The following is an 18,582-nucleotide window of genomic DNA, read 5'->3' as shown; positions in this document are numbered from 1 at the left end:
ATCAGGCGGCCATGAAGCGGTAGAAGTTGCGCAGCATGCCGGCAGTGGCGCCCCAGATGAAGCGCGTGGCCGCGCCGTCCTCGTAGGGCATGGCGTACCACTGGCGCTGCAGCCCCTTCCAGTGCAGCGTCTGGCGCCGGTGGTTGGCCGGGTCGAGCAGAAAGAGGAGCGGCACCTCGAAAATCTCGTCCACCTCGGCCGGGTTGGCCTGCAGCGGCAGGTCCGGCTGCACCAGCGCCACCACCGGCGTGACCAGAAAGGACGAGCCGGTCACGTACACCGGCAGCGCGCCCAGCACCTCCACGCCGCTGCGCGCCAGCCCCACTTCTTCGTGCGCCTCGCGCAGCGCGGTGGCGGCGGCGTCGGCATCGCCAGGGTCGCTGCGCCCGCCCGGAAAGGCGACCTGCCCCGAATGCGTGGACAAATGCCGCGTGCGCTGCGTGAGCAGCACCGTGGGCTGGGCGCGCAGCACGATGGGCACCAGCACCGCCGCCTGCGCCGGCTGGCGCGCGGCGTAGCGCGGCTCTTGCTGGATCTCCGGCGTCCAGATCGGCGGGCGGGAAAACCGCTCGCGCAGCGCCTGCGGCGTCAGCGCCGAGGGCGCAACCGGCGGCAGTGCGCAGCTGTCACCGACCAGAGGCAGGCTGCGCGGGTCGAATTGCGGCAGGACGAAGTCGGGGGTGGCTGAGGGCTTGACCACGGGCATGGGGACAACAAAAAACCGCCACAGGCGCGTGCACTGTAGCGGCTTTGCAGGCAGGGCTTGCGGCGCAGGGCGCGCCGCTTGCGGATCAGGACGCGGGGGCGTCGTCGACCTTGACGCGCGAGGGGAGCTTTTCCTTGATGCGCGCCTTCTTGCCGCTCAGGCCGCGCAGGTAGTACAGCTTGGCGCGGCGCACGTCGCCACGGCGCTTGACCTCGATCTTGGCGATCAAGGGGCTGTAGGTCTGGAAGGTGCGCTCCACGCCTTCGCCGCTGGAGATCTTGCGCACCGTGAAGGCGCTGTTCAGGCCGCGGTTGCGCTTGGCGATCACCACGCCTTCGTAGGCCTGCAGGCGCTTGCGCGTGCCTTCGACGACGTTCACGCTGACCACGACGGTGTCGCCGGGGGCAAAGGAAGGAATCGTGCAATTGAGGCGGGCGATTTCTTCCTGTTCCAGGGTCTGGATCAAATTCATGGCTTCATCCCTTGATCATGTCCGCGCCATGATTGGCTGCGGCACCACCATGGTGCCTTGTGGTGGGCGCTCATTGGCGCACCGGCCGGGCAGAGGATCAAAAAAACAGGCGATTATACAAGCGGATTCAGCTGTCGCCGCCCGTGGGCGCGCGGCGCGCGGTCGATGCGTCCTGCCCAGTCGGAGTTTGCCCGGGCGCGCCAAGCAAGTCCGGGCGCAGGCGCGCCGTCAGTTCCAGGCGCTGCTGCTCGCGCCAGCGCGCGATCTCGGCGTGGTTGCCGCCCAGCAGCACCGGCGGCACCTGCTGGCCGCGCCAGACCTCGGGGCGGGTGTAGTGCGGGCAGTCGAGCAGGCCTTGCAGCGCGGGGCTGAAGCTGTCCTGCTCGGCGCTCTGGGCGTCGTGCAGCACGCCCTCTTGCAGGCGCGCCACCGCGTCGAGCAGCGCCATCGCCGCCACCTCGCCGCCCGAGAGCACGAAGTCGCCCAGGCTGATCTGCTGCTGCACGCAGCTGTCGACAAAGCGCTGGTCCACCCCCTCGTAGCGCCCGCACAGCAAGATGGCGCCCTCGCCGCCCGCCCAGGCCTGCACGCCGGCCTGGTCCAGGCGCCGCCCCGCCGGCGAAAACAGCACGCAGGGCGCCTGCGCCCCGGGCGCTTCGGCGCGGTCGGCGCGGATGGCGGCCAGGCACTGCGCCAGCGGCTCGGCCAGCATCACCATGCCAGGCCCGCCGCCAAAGGGACGGTCGTCCACGCGGCGGTACTGGCCCTCGGCGTAATCGCGCGGATTCCACAGCCGCACCTGAACCTGCCCCGAGGCATAGGCGCGGCGCGTGACGCCGCTGGCCAGAAAGGGCGCAAACAGCTCGGGAAACAGCGTGATGAGGTCAAAACGCATCGGCGGGCCCGGGCTCAGTAGTCGGCCTGCCAGTCCACTTCGATGCACTTGCCTGGCAGGTCGACGCGGTCGACGAAGGCGGATACGAAGGGGATCAGGCGCTCGCGCGGCTTGCCCTCCTCGTCCGCGTATTCCAGCACCAGCGTGGTCTGCGGCCCCGACGGCAGCAGGCTCTTGACCGTGCCCAGCGCCTGGCCTTCGCGGTTGCGCACCGCAAGGCCGATCAGATCCACCCAGTAGAACTCGTCGTCCGCGGGCGCGGGGAAGGCCGCGCGCGAGACGAAGACACGCGCGCCGCGCAGGCTCTCGGCGGCCGATCGGTCGGCAATTGCCGCCGCGCTGGCAACCAGCGCGTCGCCATGCACGCGCGCCTCGCGCACCGCCAGATGCACGGTGCCGGAAAACGGGTTTTTCGCGCCCCGCGTCGCTGGCTGCAGGAACCAGTCGTGCGTGGCAAGCAGCGCCTCGGGCTCGGGGCTGTGGGCAAACACCTTGAACCAGCCCTTGACGCCCCAGGCTTCGCCAATGCGCCCGACTTCGACGGCGTCGTGCGGCAAGGCGGCTGCGGGCAGCAAGAGGGTTTCGTTCATCGGTGGCAATTGCACAAGCTCAAGCCCGGGCGGGCGGGAAAACAAAACGGGTTCGCCAGCCCTGCCGACGAACCCGCTGTGCGTGCTGGCCGCTGAGACTGGGCTCAGGCGGCCTGCTTGGCAGCTTGCTTGAGCAGGCGCTCCACGGTGGGAGAGGGCTGCGCGCCCACGCCCTTCCAGTAGGTGACGCGGTCTTGTACCACGCGCAGCGCTTCTTCACCGCCCTTGGCCGAGGGGTTGTAAAAACCCACGCGCTCGATGAAGCGGCCGTCGCGGCGCTCACGCTTGTTGGCCACGACGATGTTGAAGAACGGACGGCCCTTGGCACCGCCGCGCGAGAGTCGAATGACGACCATGTTTGTATCCTTCGGGTGGTTGCCGCGTCCCTGCCCATGCCGGGGGCGGCGGATCTTGCGGCGTTTGAGACACGCAACTGGCCACCCGGCCAGCGACACGCAGCAAAGCCCGGCATTATAGCGGCTGGGCAACTCGGGGAATAATCCACGCCATGAAGCACAAGACTCTTGCCACCTGGCTGGCGTTCCTTGGCGGGCCGCTCGGGCTGCACCGCTTTTATCTGCACGGGCCGGGCGACTGGCTGGGCTGGCTGCTGCCCGTGCCCACGGCGCTGGGCCTGTACGGCGTGGAGCGCATCCGCCAGCTTGGCGTGGACGACCAGCTCAGCTGGGTGCTGGTGCCGCTGCTGGGCCTGGTGGTTGCGGCCTGCGCGCTCACCGCCATCGTCTACGGCCTGGCGCCGCAGGAAAAATGGAATGCGCGCCACAACCCGGGCGCGGCGCCCGAACACCCTGCTGGGCGCACCTACTGGCTGACGGTCTTTGGCGTGGCCGCCGCGCTGCTGGTGGGCGCAGCGGTGCTGATGGCCACGATTGCCTTCGGCTTCGAGCACTTCTGGCAGTACCAGATCGAGGAAGCGCGCAAGATCTCGCAGTAGGCGCTGTGCGTGCAGTCTGTGCCGGGCGCGCGCCGGCAAGGTTTTCAATGAAAAACGGCCACAGCCCTTGCCGAACAATCGCTCGCAGCTATTGTTTTTGATATTTCAGTAGAGCTGCAGGCTGATGAGGTAGGCCACGCCGGCGACGAAGGCGCTGGCCGGAATCGTCAGGATCCAGGCCCAGACGATGTTGCCCGCCACGCCCCAGCGCACCGCGCTCGCGCGCTGGGTCGAGCCCACGCCGACGATGGCGCCGGTGATGGTGTGCGTGGTCGACACCGGTATGCCCAGCCAGGTTGCGAGGAACAGCGACATCGCGCCGCCGGTCTCGGCGCAAAAGCCCCCCACAGGCTTGAGCTTGGTGATCTTCTGCCCCATGGTCTTGACGATGCGCCAGCCGCCGAACATGGTGCCCAGCCCCATCGCGGAGTAGCACGCGCCTATCACCCACAGCGGCGGCTCGGCGTCCGAGGCCGAGGCGTAGCCGGTGGCGATCAAGAGCAGCCAGACGATGCCTATGGTCTTTTGCGCGTCGTTGCCGCCGTGGCCCAGGCTGTAGGCGCCGGCCGATACCAGTTGCAGGCGCCGAAACCAGCGGTCCACGCGCTGCGGGCGCACGCGCCTGAGCAGCCAGGCCATGAGCACCATCATGATGGAGCCCAGCGCAAAGCCCAGCAGCGGCGAGACGAAGATGAACACCACGATCTTCAAGATGCCGCTGGCCACCAGCGCCTCGGCCCCGGTCTTGGCGATCACCGCGCCGACGATGCCGCCGATCAGCGCATGCGAAGAACTGCTGGGTATGCCGTAGTACCAGGTGATGATGTTCCAGGTGATGGCACCCACCAGCGCACCAAAGACCACGTGCGTGTCCACCACGTGGATGTCCACGATGCCCTTGCCTATCGTGGCCGCCACGCTCAGGTGAAAGACGAAGACCGCCACCACGTTGAAGAAGGCGGCAAACAGCACCGCCTGCGTGGGCTTGAGCACGCCGGTAGAGACCACGGTGGCGATCGAGTTGGCCGCATCATGAAAGCCGTTCATGAAGTCGAAGGCGATGGCCAGCGCCACCAGCAGGGTCACGACCCACAGGGCGGTCTGTACGGTATCCATGTGCGCTTTGCGAAGAGGGCCGAAGGGCTGGGCGGGGTCAGGAGTTTTCGAGGATCACGCCCTCGATGTGGTTGGCCACGTCCTCGCACTTGTCGGTGACGCTCTCCAGCAGTTCGTAGATTTCCTTGAGCTTGATGATCTCGCGCGCGTCCACCGAGTCGCGAAACAGCTTGCTCATGGCGCTGCGCAGCACGCGGTCGGCGTCGCCCTCCAGGCGGTCGATCTCTTCGCACAGCTTGAGCGCCTGCTCGGTCACCGCCGGCTCGGCAATGCGCCCGAGCTTTTGCACCGCCTCCTGCACCAGCGCGCAGCACTTGGCGCTCAGGTCCGACAGCAGCACTACCTCTTCGGTCACGTGCTGCAGGTCGTACAAGGCCATGGCCTCGGCCGTGTCCTGCAGCAGGTCGGCCACGTCGTCCATGCTGTTGATCAGCAGGTGGATTTGTTCCCGGTCGATCGGCGTGATGAAGGTGCGGTGCAGCGCGCGGTTGACTTCGTGCGTGACGCGGTCGGCGGCGCGCTCGGCGTCGTCGACCTCGTGCTGGTACTTCTCGCGCATGCGCGGATCGGCGTAGTTGGCCACCAGCGCCGAAAAGGCATTGGAGGCATCGACGATGCAATGGGCATGCTGGTTGAACATCTCAAAAAAATTGCCCTCGCGGGGCAATAATTTTCCGAACAGCATGCACGCTCCTGGTGGGATCAAGTGGACGGCCGCGCGGACCACGCCGATCGCGTGTTGCGGGCCGTGACGGCGGTGATTTTACCCACGGCAACCCCGTATTCACCCGAACTGTTCACAAACGGGCAAATCTCCTATAACGCCCAAGTTTGATTACCCTGCGCTTCGCCGCTCTCCATGCAAGGCCTGCCAGCCGCCCCCAGCACGCCCGGCGCCCCAGCGCCGCTGACAGGGCTGGTCTTGACCGGCGGCGGCGCCCGCGCGGCCTACCAGGTCGGCGTGCTCCAGGGCATCTCCGAGCTGCGCCGGCTGTGCGAGCCGGGCGCGCGCAGCAACCCCTTTCCCGTCATGGCCGGCACCTCGGCCGGGGCGATCAATGCCGCCGCCCTGGCCTGCGGGGCCGACCAGTTCGACCGCGCGGTGCGCCGCGTGGCGCGCGTCTGGAGCCACTTTCACACGCACCACGTCTACCGCTCGGACTCGATCAGCATGCTGCGCAGCGGCGCCAGTTGGCTCACGCTGCTCTCGCTGGGCTGGATGCTCGCGCGCTGGAAGCGCATGCGCCCGCGCTCGCTGCTGGACAACGCGCCGCTGGCCCGGTTGCTGCAGCAACTGGTGCCGCTGGTGCGCCTGCCGCTGCTGATGCGCCAGGGGCACATGCATGCGCTGGCCATCACCGCCTCCAGCTACAGCTCGGGCGAGCACATCACTTTTTTTGAAGCGGGCGACCGGCTCGTGCCCTGGGTGCGCTCGCAGCGGCGCTCGGTGCGCGACGAAATCCGCCATGAGCATCTGCTGGCTTCTTCGGCCATTCCCTTCATCTTTCCGGCCCAGGGCATTGAGATCGACGGCGCGACCGAGTACTTCGGCGACGGCTCCATGCGCCAGTCGGCGCCGATCGCGCCGGCCATCCACCTCGGGGCCGAGCGCATCCTGGTGGTGGGCGCGGGGCGCATGCACGAGTCGGGGCGCGACCCCACGGCCGCGCCGTCTTCCGGCTACCCCTCGCTTGCACAGGTGGCGGGGCATGCGCTGTCCAACATCTTCCTGGACGCGCTGTGGGTGGACGTGGAGCGCATGCAGCGCATCAACAAGACGCTGTCGCTGATTCCGCCGCACCTGCGCGCCAGCAGCGTGCTGCGTCCGATGCAACTGCTGGTGATCGCGCCCTCGCAGCGCCTCGATGCCGTGGCCGCGCGCCATGTGCAGTGCCTGCCGGTGGCGCTGCGCACGCTGCTGGGCAGCATAGGCGTGTCCGCCCAGCAGGGCGAGATCCGCAGCGCCGCGCTGGCCAGCTATCTGCTGTTTGAAGAGAGCTACACGCGCGAGCTGATGGCGCTGGGCCGCGCCGACGTGGCCGCGCGCCGCGACGAGGTGCTGGCCTTCTTCGGCTGGACCCTGCCCGCCCGGGCCGGGCAAGAGGCCCACGGCTGAGCGCGGGCCGCGACGGCCAGGCCCAGGGCGTGGGCGCCGCCATGGGCCATGCGCTGTTTCCGCGCGACGGCGAGAACCCGAGCGACCTGCTGCGCTGCGCCGACGAGGCCATGTACCGCGACAAGCCGGTGGATGAAGCGCGCTGAGGCCGCGCCCGGGCCTTTTCTACAATGCCCGGTTTTGCCCTGCTCCTTCCCCAGCCATGTCCGCGCGCAAGATCTTCGTCACCACCGCCCTGCCGTATGCCAACGGCAAGTTCCACATCGGCCACATCATGGAATACATCCAGGCCGACACCTGGGTGCGGGCACAGCGCATGGCGGGCGCCGAGGTCAACTTCGTCGGTGCCGACGACGCGCACGGCGCGCCGATCATGATTGCCGCGGAGAAGGCCGGCAAGACGCCGCAGCAGTTCGTCGCCGAGATTGCCGCCGGGCGCAAGGAATACCTGGACGGTTTTCACATCGCCTTTGACAACTGGCACAGCACCGACGCACCCGAAAACCACGAGCTGGCGCAGCAGATCTACCTGGATCTGAAAGCCAATGGCCTGATCGAGACCCGCACCATAGAGCAGTTCTACGACCCGCAAAAAGGCATGTTCCTGCCCGACCGCTACGTCCTGGGCGAGTGCCCGCGCTGCCACGCCAAGGACCAGTACGGCGACAACTGCGAGGTCTGCGGCGCGGTGTATGCGCCGACCGAGCTGATCAACCCCTATTCGGCGCTCTCGGGCGCCCGGCCCGAGCTGAAGACCTCGGAGCACTTCTTCTTCAAGCTGTCCGATCCGCGCTGCGTGGAGTTTCTGAAAGAGTGGACGCAAAACGGCAAGCATGTGCAGCCCGAGGTTGCGGCCAAGATCAAGGAATGGTTTGGCACGCGCACCAAGCCCGACGGCAGCACCAGCAGCGGCCTGGACGACTGGGACATCTCGCGCGATGCGCCCTACTTCGGCATCGAGATCCCCGATGCGCCGGGCAAGTATTTCTACGTCTGGCTCGATGCGCCGATCGGCTATCTGGCGTCGCTGAAGAACCTGCTCGAAAAACGTGGTGAGGATTACGAGGCCTACATGGCCGACCCCATGCTTGAGCAGTACCACTTCATCGGCAAGGACATCATCACCTTCCACACGCTGTTCTGGCCCGCCACGCTCAAGTTCAGCGGCCGCAAGACACCGACCAAGATCTGCGTGCACGGCTTCATGACGGTGAACAATGGCGAGAAGATGAGCAAGAGCCGCGGCACCGGGCTCGATCCGCTCAAATACCTGGCGCTCGGCATGAACCCCGAATGGCTGCGCTACTACCTGGGCGCCAAGCTCAACGGGCGCAACGAAGACATCGACTTCAACCCCGAAGACTTCATGGCGCGCGTCAACGCCGACCTGGTGGGCAAATACGTGAACATCGCCAGCCGCGCCGCCGGCTTCATCGCCAAGCGCTTTGGCGGGCGCCTCGGCGAGCCGGGCAGCGAGGGCGAAGCGCTGCTGGCCGACTTGCGCGCGCAGCGCCCAGCCATCGTGCAGGCCTACGAAGAGCGCGACACCGCCCGCGCCGCGCGCGACATCATGCTGCTGTGCGACAAGGTCAACAGCTTTGTGGACGCCAACAAACCCTGGGAGCTGGCCAGGCAGGAGGGCATGGAGCAGCGCCTGCACGAGGTCTGCAGCACCTGCATCGAGGCCTTCCGCCTGCTGACCATCTACCTCAAGCCCATGCTGCCGCACACCGCGCAGCAGGTCGAAGCCTTTTTGAAGGTGGCGCCGCTTGCGTTCAGCGATGCGCAAAGCCTGCTGGGCGCGGGCCACGCCATAGGCCAGTACCAGCACCTGCTGCAGCGCGTGACCACGGAGCAACTGGATGCGCTCTTCGCCCTGCCCGAGCCGGCGCAGGCGCAGCCGCTGCCCGGCGGCGAAGCCATCGCGCCCGAGATCAAGATCGAGGACTTCGCCAAGGTGGACTTGCGCGTGGCCCGCATCGTCGAATGCAAGGCGGTGCAGGGCTCGACCAAGCTGCTGCAGCTCACGCTGGATGCGGGCGAGGGGCGGCTGCGCAATGTGTTCTCGGGCATCTCCAGCATGTACCAGCCCGAGCAGCTGCAGGGCAAGCTCACCGTGCTGGTGGCCAACCTGGCGCCGCGCAAGATGAAGTTCGGCGTGAGCGAGGGCATGGTGCTCGCCGCCAGCCACGCGGACGAGAAGGCGCACCCCGGCATCCATGTGCTCGAGCCCTTTCCCGGCGCGCAGCCTGGCATGCGCATTCGCTGAATTGATAGCTGCCAGCGCGCGCCCAGCAAGCGTTTGAGGCCGATTTCATTCATATCCCGGCAGGAGGCTCAGTCCATGCAGCAAGGGTTCACGGTCGCAGGTCTCGGGCGTCTGGCCGCGCTCTGGGCGCTTGCGCTGGGGCTGCTCTGGGGCTGTGGCAGCTCGCAGGAGCCGAGCCTGCCGCAGCACATGCAGATCACGCTGCTGGGCTTGAACGACTTTCACGGCAACCTGCAGCCGCCCGGCCTGAGCGTGAACGCGGCCGCCGCCGGCGAGGCGCCGCGGCCCGTGCCTGCGGGGGGCGCCGCCGCCCTGGCCACGCTGGTCGCCCGCCTGAAGGCCGAGCGGCCACACACCGCAGTAGTGGCGGCGGGCGACCTGATCGGTGCCTCGCCGCTGGTGTCCTCGCTGTTTCTCGACGAACCGACGATCGAGGCGCTCAACCTCATCGGCCTGGATTTCGCCGCCACAGGCAACCACGAATACGACCAGGGCTGGCAAGAGCTCAAGCGCATGCAAGACGGCGGCTGCGAGCGCCACACCGCCAAGATTCCCTGCCAGCTGAGCCAGCCCTTTGAGGGCGCGCGCTTTCGCTACCTGACGGCCAACACCGAGCGCAGCGGCGGCGCCACGCTGTTTGCGCCCAGCGCCGTCAGGTTTTTCGAGCAGGACGGCGCGCGCATCGGCGTGGGCTTCATCGGCCTGACGCTGAAGAACACCCCGCACATGGTGCGCCCCAGCGGCGTGCAAGGCCTTGCCTTCACCGACGAGGCCGAAGCCGCCAACGCCCAGATCGCACCACTGCGCGCCCAGGGGGCCGACCTCATCGTGGTGTTGATCCACGAGGGCGCAAGCAGCCGCCAGCCGCTGCAAGACACGAGCTGCGACGGCCTTTCGGGCGACATCCTGCCCGTCGTGCAGCGCCTGTCGAGCGAAGTGGACGTGGTCATCTCCGGCCACACCCACCAGGCCTATCTGTGCGACTACCGCCACATCGACCCGGCCAAGCCCTTGTTGCTGACCAGCGCCGGCGTCTACGGCACGCTGCTCACCGAAATCAATTTGAGCGTGGACCTGGCGCGCCGACGCGTGGTGCAGCGCAGCGCCCGCCAGCACATCGTGCGCAGCGCCGCAGAGGGCAATGACGCAACGCTGCCGCCGGGCTACCCGCCGGAGCCGGCAGTGCAAGCGCTGGTCGAGCGCTACGCCGCCGCCGCGGCCCCGCTGGCCAGCGCCCCGGCCGGGCGTCTGGCCGCTGCCGCCACGCGCAGTCTGCTGCCCAATGGCGAAAGCGTGCTCGGGCGCATCACCGCCGACGCGCTGCTTGCCGCCACCCGGGGCGCGCAGGCCGGCGGCGCGCAAATCGCCTTCATGAATTCGGGCGGCGTGCGCGCCGACCTCGTCCCCGGCGCGGAGGGCCAGGTGAGCTACGGCCAGGTCTACGCGGTGCAACCCTTTGGCAACACCTTGCTGAGCCTGAGCCTCACGGGCGCGCAGCTGCAGGCCGTGCTGGAGCAGCAGTTCGACAGCGGCAGCAATACCGTGCAGAGCCCGCGCATCCTGCAGGTTTCACAAGGTTTCAGCTATGCGTTTGACCGCAGCCGGCCCACCGGGCAGCGCATCAGCCAGATGCAGCTCAATGGTCAAGCCATCGTGCCCACGCAGGATTACCGCGTCGGGCTGCAGAACTACCTGGCCTCGGGGGGCGACAACTTCAGCGTCTTCACGCAAGGGCGCGACATCGTCGGCGGCGGTCTGGACGTGGATGCGCTGGCCGATTACCTGCGCGAGCAAAGCAGCAAGGCACCGATGGCGCTGCCGACGGCCGCGCGCATCACCGCCCTGAACTGAACCGCATCAGCCGCGCTGACTGTGCAGCCACTGGCCCAGGCGCTGCACGCCTTGCGTCAGCCGCGCCAAGTCGCGCGAGGCAAAGCACCAGCGCAGCCAGCCCTCGCCCTCGGGCGAAAACGCCGCGCCCGGCGCCAAGCCCACGCCGGCCTCCAGCACCAGGCGCTTGGCCAGGGCCAGCGAATCGGCAAAGCCTGCTATCTGCACAAACGCATACATGCCCCCGGGCGCCCGGCTGGTGCGCACGCCGGGCAGCGCCTGCAGCGCCGGCACCAGCGCGTCGCGGCAGGCGCGCATGTGGGCGACGATGCGCGGCGTGATCGCTTCCACCTGGGCGAGCGCCGCCAGCGCCCCGCGCTGCACGAAGACCGGCGCGCACGAGGTGTTGAACTCGATCACCTTGCCCATCTGCGCCGCCATCGCGGGCGGCATCACCATCCAGCCAAGGCGCCAGCCGGTCATCAGAAAGGCCTTGGAAAAGCTCTGCACCACCACCAGCCTGTCCTCTGGCTGCGCCAGATCGAGGAACGAGGGCGCGGCGCCGCTGGCGGTGTCATCGCGGTAGTACAGGCGCTCATACACCTCATCGGACAGTATCCAGGTGCCAGTGCCCCTGCAGTGCGCAAGAATCGCCTGCTGCTCGCCCTGCGTGAGCGTCCAGCCCGTGGGGTTGTTGGGTGAATTGAGCACCAGCAGCCGGGTGCGCGGCGTGATCGCGGCCAGCAGCTCGGGCAGGTCCAGCGCCCAGGCCCCATCGGCCTGCGGCTTGAGCGCCACGCAGCGCACCCGCGCGCCCATGATCTGCGGCTGGCCGGTGAGGTTGGGCCAGACCGGGGTGAGCACCACCACCTCGTCGCCCGCACCGACCAGCACCTGCATGGCCAGCATCAGCGCGTTCACGCCGCCGGAGGTGATGGCGATACGCTCGGCCGCCACCGGCGCGTGCAGGCCGCTCACGTAGGCCGCCAGCGCCTCGCGCAGCGCGGGCAGGCCCAGGTTGTGGGTGTAGAAGGTCTCGCCCGCCTGCAGCGAATCCATGGCCGCGGCGCGCACCGCCTCGGGCGTGGCTTCATCGCTTTCACCAAACCAGAAGGGCAACACCTCGGGGCGGCCCATGCCCAGGTTGGCCACCTCGCGTATCTGCGAGGGCTGCAGCTCCAGTATCGTCTTGCGCATGCGTCCCTTTCCGGCAAAGGCGAAGCATCGCACATCGGCAAGGCCCGCGTGCGGCGAAAACAGGCGCTGCAGCTACCATTGCGCCCCTATGTTCAGCTACCGCCACGCCTTTCACGCCGGCAACCACGGCGACGTGCTCAAGCACGCCGTGCTCGTCGCCTGCCTGCGCCACCTCACGCAAAAGGACACCGGCCTCGCGGTGATAGACACCCACGCCGGCGCCGGCCTGTACCGGCTGGACGGCGACTATGCGCGCACCAGCGGCGAAGCCGTCGACGGCGTGCTGCGCCTGGCGCAGGCCGCCGAGCTGCCGCCCTTGCTGCAGGACTATCTGGAGCTGGTGCGCAGCTTCAACCCCCAGGGCGGCCTGCGCATCTACCCGGGCTCGCCCTTCATCAGCCAGCGCCTGCTGCGCCCGCAAGACCGCCTGCGCCTGTTCGAGATCCACCCCAGCGACCTGCCCACGCTGGTGCGCAACCTGGCGCAGCTGCAGGCAGGCAAGCAGATCAGCGTGCTCTCCGAAGATGGCTTTGAGGGCATCAAGAAATTATTGCCCCCGCAGCCCCGCCGCGCTTTGCTGTTGTGCGATCCAAGCTATGAATTGAAGAGCGACTATGCGCGCGTGTACGGTCTGCTGCAAGAGGGGCTCAAGCGCTTTGCCACGGGCTGCTATGCCATCTGGTACCCGGTGATTGCGCGCCCCGAGGCGCACGAGCTGCCGCGGCGCCTGAAGGCGCTGGCCACGCGCGCGGGCAAGCCCTGGCTGCACGCCAGCCTGACGGTGAAGTCGGCGCGCCTGCGCCGGGGCGAGGACGGCAGCGAGCAGCGCCCCGGCCTGCCGGGCAGCGGCATGTTTCTGGTCAACCCGCCCTATACGCTGCAGGCGCGCTTGGAGGAGGCGCTGGCGCCGCTGGCGCGCCTGCTGGCGCAGGACGGCCACGCCAGCCACCTGCTGGAAGCGGGCTGAGCCGCCGCCCCCGGCTCAGCGCCCCGCGGGCGGCGGCGCGGGCGCAGCGCCCAGCGCAGGCACGCAGCCGCTGCCGTCTTCATCGACCTGCCACAACTGCACCGCCTTGATGCCCAGGCCGGTCATGCCGAGCTCGCGCGCGGCCGCCTGGCTCAGATCCACCACGCGCTCGCCATTGCCGGAAAACGGCCCGCGGTCGTTGATGCGCACCAGCACCGCCTTGCCGTCTGCCAGGCTGCGCACGCACACCCGCGTGCCAAACGGCAGGGTGCGGTGCGCGGCGGTGAAGTCCAGGCGGTCAAAGCGCTCGCCGCTGGCAGTGCGCCGCCCGTTCAGGCCAGGCCCGTACCACGAGGCCAGGCCCTGGTCGAGCAGCAGCGCATCGGGCGCTTCGTCGGCGTCCGGCTCGGGGGGTTCTGGCGGCTCGGGCGTTGGCAGCAGCGACCAGGCATCGGGCACGGCGGGCGGCGCTGGTGCGCCCGCCGTCCGTGGCGGCGCAGTCTCGCGCGCCGCGCTATCGCTTGCGGGCGGCGCAGTGAGCGCGGGCGGAGTTTGCGCGGCCTGGCCGCTGGGCGCTGTCTGCTGCGGCGGCGGCAGGCCCGGCTCCTGCCGGGGCGGGGCGGCGCAGGCCATGAGCAGCGCCAGCGGCCAGGCCATGCCGGCCGCGCGCCGCAGGCCGCGCCCGCCGGGCATCAGGCCTGCCCCAGCCCCAGCCGGCGGCACAGCTCCAGCGTCGGCGCGCCCTGGTTCATGGTGTAGAAATGCAGGGCGGGCGCGCCGCCGGCCACCAGGCGCTCGCACAGGCGCGCCACCACGTCCAGGCCAAAGGCGCGGATGCTCGCCACATCGTCACCAAAGCCCTGCAGACGCAGACGCAGCCAGCGCGGCACTTCGGCGCCGCAGGCGTCGGAAAAGCGCAGCAGCTGCGTCGCGCCCAGGATGGGCATGATGCCGGGCACGACGGGCAGCTCCAGCCCCGCCGCGCGCACTTCGTCGACAAAGCGAAAGTAGGCGTCGGCGTTGAAGAAGTACTGCGTGATCGCCGAATCCGCGCCGGCCTGCACCTTGGCGGCAAAGGCCTTCAGGTCCGCCTCGGGGGAGCGCGCCTGCGGGTGCATCTCGGGGTAGGCCGCCACCTCGATCCGGAAGTCGCGCCCGGTCTCGGCGCGGATGAAGGCCACCAGATCGCTCGCGTACTGGAATTCCCCGCCCATGCCGTAGCCGCTGGGCAGGTCGCCGCGCAGGGCGACGAGGCGCTTTACGCCCATGGCCTTGAGCTGCGCGAGCTGCGCGCGCACGCCCGCGCGCGTCGCGCCTATGCAGGAAAAGTGCGAAGCCGCCGCCACGCCCTCGGCCAGTATCTCCTGCACCGTGGCGAAGGTGCCGGCCTGGGTAGAGCCGCCCGCACCGTAGGTGACCGAGCAGAACTCGGGCGCGAGCGCATAGAGCTGCTGGCGCGCCGCACGCAGTCTGCTCGCCCCTTCGGGCGTCTTGGGCGGAAAGAACTCGAGACTCAGGGGTAGAGCCATGGCGCGGTGCCCTCAATAGCGGTAGGCATCGGACTTGTACGGGCCTTCGATCGGCACGTTGATGTAGGCCGCCTGCTCGGGCGTGAGCGTGGTGAGCTCAACGCCGAGCTTCTTCAGTTGCAGGCGCGCGACCTTCTCGTCGAGCAACTTGGGCAGCACGTAGACCTTGCCCGGCTGGTAGGCATCCGGCTTGGTGAAAAGCTCGATCTGCGCCAGCGTCTGGTTGGCAAAGCTCGAACTCATCACGTAGCTCGGATGGCCGGTGGCGCAGCCCAGGTTCACCAGGCGCCCCTTGGCCAGCAGCGTGATGCGGTGCCCGTCGGGGAAGATGATGTGGTCCACCTGGGGCTTGACCTCTTCCCACTGGTATTTTTCCAGCGAGGCGACGTCGATCTCGTTGTCAAAGTGGCCGATGTTGCAAACGATGGCCTCGTTCTTCATCGCCGCCATGTGCTCGTGGCGGATCACGTTCTTGTTGCCGGTCGTGGTCACGAAGATGTCGGCCTTGTCGGCGGCGTACTCCATCGTCACCACCTTGTAGCCCTCCATCGCCGCCTGCAGCGCATTGATCGGGTCGATCTCGGTCACCCAGACCTGGGCGCGCAAGGCAGCGAGCGCCTGCGCGCAGCCCTTGCCCACGTCGCCATAGCCGGCCACCAGCGCCACCTTGCCGGCGATCATTACGTCGGTCGCGCGCTTGATGCCGTCCACCAGCGATTCGCGGCAGCCGTAGAGGTTGTCGAACTTGGATTTGGTGACCGAGTCGTTGACGTTGATCGCGCGAAACAGCAGCGTGCCCTTGGCCGACATGTCGTTGAGGCGGTGCACGCCGGTCGTGGTCTCTTCGGTCACGCCGATGATCTGGGCGCTCTTGCGCGTGTACCAGCTCGGGTCTTGCGCCAATTTCGTCTTGATCGCGGCGTAGAGCACGCGCTCTTCCTCGCTCGTCGGGTGCGCCAGCACCGCGGCATCCTTCTCGGCGCGCTGGCCCAGGTGCATCAGCAAAGTGGCATCGCCGCCGTCGTCCAGAATCATGTTCGGGCCTTCGCCATCCGTCCCCTTGGCGCCGAACTCGAAGATGCGATGGGTGTAGTCCCAGTAGTCGGCCAGGCTCTCGCCCTTGATGGCAAACACCGGCGTGCCGCCCTCGGCAATCGCCGCGGCCGCGTGGTCTTGCGTCGAAAAGATGTTGCACGAGGCCCAGCGCACCTGCGCACCCAGGGCCTTCAGCGTCTCGATCAGCACGGCCGTCTGTATCGTCATGTGCAGGCTGCCGGCGATGCGCGCGCCCTTGAGCGGCTGGCTCGCGGCGAACTCTTCGCGGATCGCCATCAGGCCGGGCATTTCGGTTTCGGCGATGGCGATCTCGCGCCGGCCCCAGCCGGCCAGGGAGATATCGGCGATCACGTGATCGGGGGAGGCAGAGAGAACAGCGCTCATGGTGTGGTCCTTCAAAAGAAACGATCCACGCCGCCAGCGTCTCGCGTCACGATTCACCGCACCGGCACAGCGTGGGTGAGCGTCGTTGCAGAAAAGAAGTTTCCGAGCCTCGCACCCCGCAGGCCGGGGGTGCTGCAACGCTCCTCGGAAGGGGAAAAATTATACCGATGCCGTTTTTTCAGGCCTCCCGGTCTTTGGCAATCCTTGCCATGCGATCTAAAATCGCAGCCCATGAGCACCGTGACCATGAACATCTCGCTGAGCGACGAACTCAAGGCCTTCGTCGATGCTCGCGTGCAGGCGCGCGGCTACAGCAGCACCAGCGAATACATGCGCGATCTGGTGCGCCGCGACGAGGAACGCGCCGCCGAGGAGCGCTTTGCCGCGCTGATTCAGGAGGGGCTCGATTCAGACTTCGACCCGCGTTCATGGGAGGAGCACCGCGCGCAGTTGCGCGCACGCATTGCTGCGGCACGCAACGCCGAAAGCAAATCCGCGTGAAAGCGCTGCATCGCCGCATCCAAGCCAGCCAGGACATCGATCAGACCATCGCCTACTACTCGGAGCACGCATCCAAAGGTGTGGCCGATCGGTTTCTGGACGAACTGGAGCTGGCTTTGCAACACATTGCCCAACACCCCGGCACCGGCTCGCCGCGCCACGCCCGCAAACTGCACATCAACAACCTGCGTTTCTGGCCACTGACACGTTTCCCCTATTCCGTCTTCTACATAGAACACGCCGACCACATCGACGTGCTGCGCGTGCTGCACCAGGCCAGCAACATTCCCCGGCACCTGCAGTCAAAGTAAAGTTTTTCCATCGTGTCCTTCGCCCAAGAAACCCGGCGCCGCCGTACCTTCGCCATCATCTCCCACCCCGACGCGGGCAAGACCACGCTGACGGAAAAGCTGCTGCTGTTCTCGGGCGCGATCCAGATCGCCGGCGCCGTCAAGGGCCGCAAGGCCAGCCGCCACGCCACGTCCGACTGGATGGAGATCGAAAAGCAGCGCGGCATCTCGGTAGCCAGCTCGGTCATGCAGATGAGCTACCGTGATCACGTCATCAACCTGCTCGATACCCCCGGCCACAAGGACTTCTCCGAAGACACCTACCGCGTGCTCACCGCCGTCGATTCGGCCCTGATGGTCATCGACGCGGCCAACGGCGTGGAGGCGCAGACGCGCCGCCTGATCGAGGTCTGCCGCCAGAGGGACACGCCCATCATCAGCTTCGTCAACAAGATGGACCGCGAGGTGCGCGACGCGCTCGACATCCTGGACGAAGTGGAGCGCGAACTGGGCATGCCTTGCTGCCCCATCACCTGGCCCGTGGGACATGGCAAGAGCTTTGGCGGCATCATCGACCTGCGCACCCAGACCATGACCGTGTTTCAGGCCGGCACGGAAAAACGTCCGCAGGACTTCGAAGTCATCCCCTTGAGCGAAACCGAGACGCTGCGCCGGCGCTTTGGCAGCGCCTTTGACGAGGCACTGGAGAGCATGGAGCTGGCCGTGGGCGCCTCGGCCCAGTGGAACCATGAACAATTCCTGGCGGCCAAGCTCACCCCGGTGTTTTTCGGCTCGGGCGTGAACAACTTCGGCGTGCAGGAGGTGCTCAACGCCGTCGTCGACATGTCGCCGCCCCCCGGCCCCCGCACCGCCTACAAGGAAGCGGGGCGCGAGCGCGTGCAGGTCAGCGTGCGCCCCGAAGACCCCGGCTTTGCCGGTGTGGTCTTCAAGGTGCAAGCCAACATGGACGCCAACCACCGCGACCGCATCGCCTTCGTGCGCATCGCCTCGGGCAAATACACGCCCGGCATGAAGATGCGTGTGCAGCGCACCGGCAAGGAGCTGCGCCCGACCAGCGTCGTCACCTTCATGAGCCAGCGCCGCGAGGCCGTGCAAGAGGCCTACGCAGGCGACATCATCGGGTTTACCATCCACGGCGGCGTGCAACTGGGCGACTCCATCACCGACGGCCCGGCGCTGCAATTCACCGGCCTGCCCTTCTTTGCTCCGGAGATGTTCATGACCGTGGTGCTGAAGAACCCGCTGCGCACCAAGCAACTGCAGCAGGGCCTGATGCAGTTGGGCGAGGAAGGCGCGATCCAGGTCTTCAAGCCCGACGCCGGCGGCAACATGCTGCTGGGCGCCGTCGGCCAACTGCAATTTGAAGTGGTGCAGCACCGCCTGAAGACCGAGTACGACTGCGACATCCGCCTGGAAGGCTGCCAGTACACCGGCGCGCGCTGGATCAGCGCCGACACCCCCGCCGAGTTGCGCGAGTTCGAGAACGCCTACCCCCTGCGCATGGCCCACGACGCGGCCGACGCGCTGGCCTACCTGTGCACCAGCCCCTACGACGTGCGCCTGGCGCAGGAGCGGTTTCCGAAGATTCACTTTCACCCGCTGCGTGAGCATGCGGGGTTGGCGTTGCAGGACGCATAGCCATTTGGCGGTCCGACACGCCAAAAAGTGCACACGCTTTTCAAAGTCGA

19 protein-coding genes and 1 riboswitch are annotated in these 18,582 nt (G+C 67.8%); of the genes, 8 read left to right on the top strand and 11 right to left on the bottom strand.

Going from position 1 to position 18,582, the window contains the following annotated elements:
• Window position 1: 1 nt before the first annotated feature.
• The 5 genes from KUD94_RS00195 to rpsP form a co-directional block, all read right to left on the bottom strand.
• Complete coding sequence (locus KUD94_RS00195) at window positions 2–706, bottom strand: CoA pyrophosphatase (protein ID WP_218237922.1); 705 nt, start codon at window positions 704–706, stop codon at window positions 2–4.
• A gap of 85 nt (window positions 707–791) precedes the next feature.
• Window positions 792–1,178, bottom strand: a complete 387-nt coding sequence (gene rplS, locus KUD94_RS00190) for a 50S ribosomal protein L19 (RefSeq protein WP_218237921.1) — start codon at window positions 1,176–1,178, stop codon at window positions 792–794.
• Window positions 1,179–1,305: 127 nt separating this feature from the next.
• Entirely contained in the window at window positions 1,306–2,073 is a 768-nt protein-coding gene (gene trmD, locus KUD94_RS00185) for a tRNA (guanosine(37)-N1)-methyltransferase TrmD (protein WP_255568882.1), read from the bottom strand.
• 14 nt (window positions 2,074–2,087) lie between these two features.
• The gene (rimM, locus tag KUD94_RS00180; protein WP_218237920.1) at window positions 2,088–2,663 is read right to left on the bottom strand and encodes a ribosome maturation factor RimM; all 576 of its coding nucleotides are present in this window, start codon (window positions 2,661–2,663) and stop codon (window positions 2,088–2,090) included.
• Between the two features lie 104 nt (window positions 2,664–2,767).
• Window positions 2,768–3,019, bottom strand: coding sequence for a 30S ribosomal protein S16 (gene rpsP, locus KUD94_RS00175; protein WP_218237919.1), 252 nt, complete (start codon window positions 3,017–3,019; stop codon window positions 2,768–2,770).
• 152 nt (window positions 3,020–3,171) lie between these two features.
• Between rpsP and KUD94_RS00170 the strand changes: the two genes are divergently transcribed.
• Complete coding sequence (locus KUD94_RS00170) at window positions 3,172–3,618, top strand: NINE protein (protein ID WP_218237918.1); 447 nt, start codon at window positions 3,172–3,174, stop codon at window positions 3,616–3,618.
• A 105-nt stretch (window positions 3,619–3,723) separates the two neighbouring features.
• Here KUD94_RS00170 and KUD94_RS00165 read toward each other — a convergent pair whose 3' ends face one another.
• Window positions 3,724–4,734: an inorganic phosphate transporter gene (locus KUD94_RS00165; protein WP_218237917.1), complete on the bottom strand. Its 1,011-nt coding sequence runs from the start codon at window positions 4,732–4,734 to the stop codon at window positions 3,724–3,726.
• 37 nt (window positions 4,735–4,771) lie between these two features.
• Window positions 4,772–5,419: a DUF47 domain-containing protein gene (locus KUD94_RS00160; protein WP_218237916.1), complete on the bottom strand. Its 648-nt coding sequence runs from the start codon at window positions 5,417–5,419 to the stop codon at window positions 4,772–4,774.
• Between the two features lie 183 nt (window positions 5,420–5,602).
• On the opposite strand from KUD94_RS00160, the gene KUD94_RS00155 reads away from it, so the two are divergent.
• The 3 genes from KUD94_RS00155 to KUD94_RS00145 all read left to right on the top strand — a co-directional run bounded on the left by KUD94_RS00155 (window position 5,603) and on the right by KUD94_RS00145 (window position 10,970).
• Window positions 5,603–6,850, top strand: coding sequence for a patatin-like phospholipase family protein (locus KUD94_RS00155; RefSeq protein WP_370625901.1), 1,248 nt, complete (start codon window positions 5,603–5,605; stop codon window positions 6,848–6,850).
• 202 nt (window positions 6,851–7,052) lie between these two features.
• The gene (gene metG / locus KUD94_RS00150; RefSeq protein WP_218237914.1) at window positions 7,053–9,119 is read left to right on the top strand and encodes a methionine--tRNA ligase; all 2,067 of its coding nucleotides are present in this window, start codon (window positions 7,053–7,055) and stop codon (window positions 9,117–9,119) included.
• A 75-nt stretch (window positions 9,120–9,194) separates the two neighbouring features.
• A complete protein-coding gene (locus KUD94_RS00145) occupies window positions 9,195–10,970 on the top strand; it encodes a bifunctional UDP-sugar hydrolase/5'-nucleotidase (protein ID WP_218237913.1) in 1,776 nt (591 codons plus the stop codon).
• 6 nt (window positions 10,971–10,976) lie between these two features.
• Here the strand turns inward: KUD94_RS00145 and KUD94_RS00140 are convergent, their stop codons facing one another.
• Window positions 10,977–12,146, bottom strand: coding sequence for a pyridoxal phosphate-dependent aminotransferase (locus KUD94_RS00140; RefSeq protein WP_218237912.1), 1,170 nt, complete (start codon window positions 12,144–12,146; stop codon window positions 10,977–10,979).
• 88 nt (window positions 12,147–12,234) lie between these two features.
• Between KUD94_RS00140 and KUD94_RS00135 the strand changes: the two genes are divergently transcribed.
• Window positions 12,235–13,113, top strand: coding sequence for a 23S rRNA (adenine(2030)-N(6))-methyltransferase RlmJ (locus KUD94_RS00135; protein ID WP_218237911.1), 879 nt, complete (start codon window positions 12,235–12,237; stop codon window positions 13,111–13,113).
• A gap of 15 nt (window positions 13,114–13,128) precedes the next feature.
• On the opposite strand, the gene KUD94_RS00130 is transcribed toward KUD94_RS00135, so the two are convergent.
• The 3 genes from KUD94_RS00130 to ahcY are packed head-to-tail and all read right to left on the bottom strand — an operon-like array spanning window position 13,129 to window position 16,082.
• Window positions 13,129–13,806: a septal ring lytic transglycosylase RlpA family protein gene (locus KUD94_RS00130; RefSeq protein ID WP_218237910.1), complete on the bottom strand. Its 678-nt coding sequence runs from the start codon at window positions 13,804–13,806 to the stop codon at window positions 13,129–13,131.
• Window positions 13,806–14,642, bottom strand: a complete 837-nt coding sequence (metF, locus tag KUD94_RS00125; protein ID WP_218237909.1) for a methylenetetrahydrofolate reductase [NAD(P)H] — start codon at window positions 14,640–14,642, stop codon at window positions 13,806–13,808. The genes KUD94_RS00130 and metF overlap by 1 nt, the downstream gene beginning before the upstream one ends.
• Window positions 14,643–14,654: 12 nt before the next feature.
• Window positions 14,655–16,082 carry an adenosylhomocysteinase gene (gene ahcY, locus KUD94_RS00120; RefSeq protein WP_218237908.1) on the bottom strand — a complete coding sequence of 476 codons (1,428 nt, stop codon included), beginning with the start codon at window positions 16,080–16,082 and terminating at the stop codon, window positions 14,655–14,657.
• A gap of 70 nt (window positions 16,083–16,152) precedes the next feature.
• A riboswitch (S-adenosyl-L-homocysteine riboswitch) is annotated at window positions 16,153–16,234 on the bottom strand.
• A 79-nt stretch (window positions 16,235–16,313) separates the two neighbouring features.
• Here ahcY and KUD94_RS00115 point away from each other — a divergent pair.
• From KUD94_RS00115 to KUD94_RS00105, 3 genes are read left to right on the top strand one after another with little or no spacing between them, the layout of a single operon-like run.
• On the top strand, window positions 16,314–16,583 hold the full coding sequence (locus tag KUD94_RS00115; protein WP_218237907.1) for a type II toxin-antitoxin system ParD family antitoxin: 270 nt from the start codon (window positions 16,314–16,316) through the stop codon (window positions 16,581–16,583).
• Complete coding sequence (locus KUD94_RS00110) at window positions 16,580–16,894, top strand: type II toxin-antitoxin system RelE/ParE family toxin (protein ID WP_255568880.1); 315 nt, start codon at window positions 16,580–16,582, stop codon at window positions 16,892–16,894. The genes KUD94_RS00115 and KUD94_RS00110 overlap by 4 nt, the downstream gene beginning before the upstream one ends.
• Window positions 16,895–16,906: 12 nt before the next feature.
• Window positions 16,907–18,532, top strand: coding sequence for a peptide chain release factor 3 (locus KUD94_RS00105; protein WP_218237906.1), 1,626 nt, complete (start codon window positions 16,907–16,909; stop codon window positions 18,530–18,532).
• Window positions 18,533–18,582: the final 50 nt, after the last annotated feature.

It is taken from the genome of Comamonas sp. NLF-1-9, assembly GCF_019195435.1.
Lineage (GTDB): Bacteria > Pseudomonadota > Gammaproteobacteria > Burkholderiales > Burkholderiaceae_C > Comamonas_C.
The sequence above is the reverse complement of the archived record's forward strand: the minus strand, read 5'-3'. Positions and strand labels throughout refer to the sequence as shown.